The 3,872-nt window shown below is 65.2% G+C and carries 3 protein-coding genes; 2 read left to right on the forward strand and 1 reads right to left on the reverse strand.

Going from position 1 to position 3,872, the window contains the following annotated elements:
* Positions 1–1,614, reverse strand: a 1,614-nt coding sequence (locus tag OC610_RS22765) for a DEAD/DEAH box helicase (RefSeq protein WP_264430978.1), incomplete at its 3' end; no start/stop codon positions are given.
* 295 nt (positions 1,615–1,909) lie between these two features.
* Here OC610_RS22765 and OC610_RS22770 point away from each other — a divergent pair.
* Positions 1,910–2,794 (forward strand): NAD(P)-dependent oxidoreductase, encoded by an 885-nt coding sequence (locus OC610_RS22770; RefSeq protein WP_264430979.1) that lies wholly within the window; start codon positions 1,910–1,912, stop codon positions 2,792–2,794.
* Positions 2,787–3,716, forward strand: a complete 930-nt coding sequence (locus tag OC610_RS22775) for an NAD-dependent epimerase/dehydratase family protein (protein WP_264430981.1) — start codon at positions 2,787–2,789, stop codon at positions 3,714–3,716. Before OC610_RS22770 ends, OC610_RS22775 begins: the two co-directional genes overlap by 8 nt.
* Positions 3,717–3,872: the final 156 nt, after the last annotated feature.

The raw sequence follows: 3,872 nt of genomic DNA on the forward strand, positions 1-3,872 counted from the left end.
GCCGAGTTGGAACACATCCCCGGCGATGCTCTCGACCGCGAAGTCTTCGTTGACGCTGCCGATGTTCAAGCCCTGCGGTTCGAGCAGCACGCTGTAGTCAGCGTTATCCGGGATGGTGCCGCCGCTGGTCACCGCCGTCAGCTTGCTGCCCCGGCGCCCGCGCAAGGTGCGGGTCACGGCATCGCGGTGCAAGTAGGCGCTGCGCACGCCTTGCCGGCCGTTGAGGCCTTCGGCGAGCATTTGCAGCAGGGCCTGGTAGTGTTTTTCGTCCAGCCCGGCATAGGGCGAGGCGCGGCGGAACATTTCCAGCAAGGCCTGTTCATGCCATTCCTGGCAACTGACCTCGGCGACGATCTGCTGGGCCAGGACATCCAGGGGCGCCTTGGGGATGTGCAGGATGTCCAGCTCGCCACGGCGCACGCAATCGAGCAGGGCGGCGCATTCGATCAAGTCGTCCCGGGTGGTGGCGAACAGGCGCCCCTTGGGCGTGCCGCCGACCTGGTGGCCGGAGCGGCCAACCCGTTGCAGGAACGCCGAGATCGAACGGGGCGAGGCGATCTGGCAGACGAGGTCGACGTCGCCGATGTCGATGCCCAACTCCAGCGACGCCGTGGCGATCAGCACCTGCAGTTCGCCGCGCTTGAGGCGTTGCTCGGCGTCGAGGCGAAACTCCTTCGCCAGGCTGCCGTGGTGGGCCGCCACGGCGTCCTTGCCCAGGCGCTCGCTCAGATGCCGACTCAGGCGTTCGGCCAGGCGCCGGGTGTTGACGAACACCAGCGTGGTCCGGTGCGCCCGGGCCAGCTCGGCGAGGCGGTTGTAGACCAATTCCCACACGTCGTTGGCCATCACCGCCGACAGCGGCACGGGTGGCACCTCGATGTCCAGGTCCCGTGGGCGGGCGTGGCCGATGTCGACAATCTCGCAGGTGCGCCCTTCGCCGACCAGAAACCGTGACACCGCTTCGATAGGCTTTTGCGTGGCGGACAAGCCGATGCGCATCAGCGGTTCGGCGCACAGCGCTTGCAGACGCTCCAGGCTCAAGGCCAAGTGACTGCCGCGCTTGCTGGCAGCGATGGCGTGGATTTCATCGACGATCACCGTGCGGGTGCTGGCGAGCATCTGCCGGCCGGAGTCGGAACCGAGCAGCACGTAAAGCGATTCGGGTGTCGTCACCAAGATGTGCGGCGCGGTCTTGCGCATCGCCGAGCGTTCTTTCTGCGGCGTGTCACCGGTGCGCACGGCGGTGGTGATGGGCAAGGGCGGCAAGCCCATTCGCTGCAACTGCTCGGTGATGCCGGCCAGGGGATTCTGCAGGTTGATCTGGATGTCGTTGCTCAAGGCCTTGAGCGGCGAGACGTAGACCACCAGCGTCGCGTCCGGCAGGCCGCCTTGTTCCAGGCCGCGGTGCACCAGGTCGTCCAGCACTGCCAAAAACGCCGTCAACGTCTTGCCCGAACCCGTTGGCGCGGCGACCAGCACCGAACGACGCTGGCCAATCAACGGCCACGCCCGGGCCTGGGCGGCCGTGACCGCCGGGAAAGTCTGGCTGAACCAGGCGCGAACGGCGGGGTGAAAGCCTGCCATGGCGTGGTCGGCTGCAAGGGGCAGATTCATGTGGGCAGTTTAGGCGGGTGGGGTGGGGATGATGCAAGTACCGTCCGAGATCTCTATCGTCTGTTCCGGCCCCATCGCGAGCAAGCTCGCTCCCACAGGGGATCTCCAATGTGCATGCGATCCCTGTGGGAGCGAGCTTGCTCGCGATGAGGGCCTCAAGACCAGCACAAACCCGGCGATCTGCACTTTACGGATGACGGTTGCGCACTAAACCCGCAAAATGCAACGATTCCGACCACGCCTGCGGGCGTTGTCGACCAAATTCTTGTGCCAACAGACTGGGCCTGCTGACTTTATGCGAATGCGCCTTATGTTACTGGGCGGCGGAAATGCCCTTGGGCAGGCGCTGATTCGCCTCGGTGCAGAAGAAGACATCGGTTTTCTTGCCCCCCGCCCCCCCGAAGACGGCTGGGATGCCGCGAGCCTGACGCAACTGCTCGACGACACCCGGCCGGACGCCTTGATCAACCTGGCGTACTACTTCGACTGGTTCCAGGCGGAGACTGTCAGTGAGCAGCGCCTGGCCAGCCAGGAGCGGGCGGTCGAGCGCCTGGCGGAACTGTGCCAGCATCACAATATCGTCTTGCTGCAACCGTCGAGCTACCGCGTGTTCGACGGCTCCCGCGCCACTGCGTACAGCGAAAAGGACGAGCCCGTCCCCCTGGGCCTGCGTGGCCAGGCCTTGTGGAGAATCGAGCAAAGCGTGCGCGCCACCTGCCCGCAACATGTATTGCTGCGTTTCGGCTGGCTGCTGGATGAGAGCGCCGACGGCATCCTCGGCCGTTTCCTGGCCCGGGCCGAACAGCCCGACGAGTTGTTGCTGGCCGACGACCGACGGGGCAATCCGACGCCGGTTGACGATGCGGCGCGCGTGATCATCTCGGTGCTCAAGCAACTCGATTGTGCGGCGCCGCTGTGGGGCACCTATCATTACGCCGGCCATGAGGCGACCACGCCGCTGGCGCTCGGCCAGGCGATCCTCACCGAAGCCCGCGCCTTGCATCCGCTGGCGATCGAGTCGCCCACCCCCCAGGCCCATGCCGCAAGGCCGGACGCCGCGGAAGAACCGCAGCATGCGGTCCTGGCCTGCAAGAAAATTCTGCACACCTTCGGGATCAAGCCCCGCGCCTGGCGCGCCGCGCTCCCAAGCTTACTGGATAGGTTTTATCGCCATGGCTGACGGCCCTGTACTCATCACCGGCGGCGCGGGTTTCATTGGTTCGCACCTGACCGACGCCTTGCTCGCCAAAGGGCACTCGGTGCGCATCCTCGATGACCTGTCCACCGGTCAGCGCAGCAACCTGCCGCTGGACAACCCTGCGGTGGAACTGATCGAAGGTGACGTCGCCGATGCCGCGCTGGTGGCTCGGTCCATGGTCGGTTGCAGCGCCGTGGCGCACCTGGCCGCCGTGGCTTCTGTGCAAGCTTCGGTGGATGATCCGGTGCGTACGCACCAGAGCAATTTCATCGGCACCCTGAATGTCTGCGAGGCCATGCGCCAGAGCGGCGTGAAGCGGGTGCTGTTCGCCTCCAGCGCAGCGGTCTACGGCAACAACGGCGAGGGCGAGTCCATCGACGAAGACACCCCCAAGGCGCCGCTCACGCCCTACGCGGCGGACAAGCTGGCCAGCGAATTCTATTTTGATTTCTATCGTCGCCAGCACGGCCTGGAGCCGGTGGTGTTCCGCTTCTTCAACATCTATGGCCCGCGCCAGGATCCGTCCTCGCCGTACTCAGGGGTCATCAGCATTTTCAGCGAACGGGCGCAGAAAGGCCTGCCGATCACCGTATTCGGCGACGGCGAGCAGACCCGGGATTTCGTCTATGTCGAAGACTTGGTGGACGTGCTGGTCCAGGCCATCGAAAAGCCTGAGGCGGAAGTGGGCGCGGTGAATGTCGGCTGGAACCAGGCGACGACGCTCAAGCAGATGCTCCAGGCCCTGGCCGTCGTGGTAGGCGACTTGCCTGCGATCAGCCATGGCCCGGCGCGTTCCGGTGACATCCGCCATTCGCGGGCCAACAACCGTCGCCTGTTGGAGCGTTTCAGCGTTCCAGACCAGACGCCGATGAGCGTGGGGTTGGCGCGGTTGTTGGGGCGCTGAGTTTCACCGTCGCAAAAAAAGGCGCCTTTCGGGGCGCCTTTTTTGTGAGTCATGCATCGCTTTTGTGGCAAGTGAAACCTGTGGCGAGGGAGCTTGCTCCCGCTGGACTGCGAAGCAGGCCCGACGAATTTGCGACCGCTTCGCGCTCGAGCGGGA

Origin of the sequence: Pseudomonas agronomica (assembly GCF_025917275.1) — a bacterium.
Taxonomy (GTDB): Bacteria; Pseudomonadota; Gammaproteobacteria; order Pseudomonadales; family Pseudomonadaceae; genus Aquipseudomonas; species Aquipseudomonas agronomica.